Annotated in this window: 2 protein-coding genes; one reads left to right on the forward strand and one right to left on the reverse strand. The window is 50.3% G+C overall.

The window, feature by feature from the left end:
* The first annotated feature begins 33 nt into the window (after positions 1-33).
* Positions 34-588 (forward strand): CDP-alcohol phosphatidyltransferase family protein, encoded by a 555-nt coding sequence (locus tag IP86_RS29755; RefSeq protein WP_502694020.1) that lies wholly within the window; start codon positions 34-36, stop codon positions 586-588.
* Here IP86_RS29755 and IP86_RS28905 read toward each other — a convergent pair.
* Positions 551-1,699, reverse strand: a complete 1,149-nt coding sequence (locus tag IP86_RS28905; protein WP_156332641.1) for a hypothetical protein — start codon at positions 1,697-1,699, stop codon at positions 551-553. The genes IP86_RS29755 and IP86_RS28905 overlap by 38 nt on opposite strands.
* Positions 1,700-1,745 lie beyond the last annotated feature (46 nt).

Raw genomic sequence — 1,745 nt, forward strand, 5'->3', positions numbered from 1 at the left:
ACATAACTCGGAATTATGAGCCGTTATCTTTGGATGATCGCAGCTGTTCAAGCGGTTACCGTCTGTAGGTTGCTAGGCGCAGTAGTATTCGCAGCCGTTGCCTTTCAGAATGTCCCGGTTGCGTTTGTGTGTGGAGTATACGCGGCTGCGGCCGTCAGCGACTTGATTGACGGCTTCTTAGCCCGAAGGCTTGCTGTAACGAGTTTTGCGGGCGGCATTCTGGATCTTGTCAGCGATAAGTCGCTGACCGTCGTATCACTCCTGTACGCTGCAGCAAGAGGAGTTCCGATCTTCCCGCTTGCCATCATAGGCACTCGCGAACTCATCTCGCTTGGCCTACGTATGGTAAAAGTTGATGGGCGTCCGTTGTGGCCCACAAGCAGATGGTTTGGAGGAGCGATGGCGACAGCTTTGTGGGGAAACACCTTCGTGATGATTTCACGCGGCCCCGATGCTGCGGCAACATCGATCGCATCCCATGTCTTTTGGAGCTATGCTGTTGTGTCTTTCCTCGACTTGGCTTGGCGACTGTTCGCAATCAGACGACGACTCATGAGAGCTTTAGGAGAGGAAGTAGAGTCGGGCTGAGTTTGTCATACAACTTGATCCCTAGCGATAGGAAAGAAGGTGTCATCGCTAGCCCCAGGTATTTCAAGAGCCGGATCAAATGAGGGTAGTTTGAGATCTTTTCAATCTTCGTGCAGATCTTCTCGAAATAGTCGAGGGCTTCATTTCCTTGGCGCAGGGTCTCGATCTGGATTTTTTCGTCACTGACGATCCGAGAATAATAATTCTGCTGAAGAAGTCGTATCTTTTCTATAACGACTCGCTTCATTGCGATGATGTCAGTGCGAAGACGAAAAATTGGAATGGCGTAAGCCAGCAAGGCGCCAACTACGACGATTGATGCCCCCATCAGTGGAGTTACGTCTAATGCTCGGTGCACAGAAAATGCTGCCCCAACAGGCACTGATGAGATAAGCAGCGTAACTACTATCGGCGTTGTAACCAGGCCTGGAACAAAACCAAGTCCGCCAACGCTGTCGTGATGGAATGGCTGCATTACAAGCTTTCCCGCCAACCGACGTTTGCGGATGACATCGAGTGCGGCTGCCAACACGCCAGCGTGGACGAAAGCTATATATGGAAGTAGCCATACAAATAGATAGAATTTGTAAATCCGTGTGATCCAGTATCCCCAAAAATGGTTTGAAGAATCCCAAAAATCATATGACAACAGGATGCCAGGAAGCTGATTTTGATAGCTGTTCCAAGCAAATGCCGCAAATCCTGCCGTGTGAAACAGGCTTGCGGTTGTTAGACTAAGTGAACCCTCTAGGCGAATCCAACGGATAAGTTGGTCCTGTAGTTCTTCTGCAAAATCTTGATCTGGTAATCCACCTAGCCCCACTGTTCGGTCGGTACCAACCCTGTTCAACGAAGTCCGAATGGAAAGCGGCAGGGCGATCTGCAGTGCAATGAACGCCCAGATGGCCGGATGTTGCAGCAGTCCCACATCTCTGCCGGGGAGTACGAATGTGTGATCTAACGCTGCTGCGATAATGATTGCTATTGCGGCACACGCTGCGAGCGCGCAGCACTGGCCACTAAAGCCAAGCTTGGTCCAGCGACCAACGAGATAGTGGAATGAGAAGCCTCCGGTCTTTAAAATCTCGGCGATTCTTCCGGAACGGCTCATAATTCCGAGTTATGTTGCAATGAATTAATTGAACTGTGAATAAACG

The sequence above is a fragment of the Rhodopseudomonas sp. AAP120 genome (assembly GCF_001295845.1).
GTDB lineage: Bacteria > Pseudomonadota > Alphaproteobacteria > Rhizobiales > Xanthobacteraceae > Rhodopseudomonas.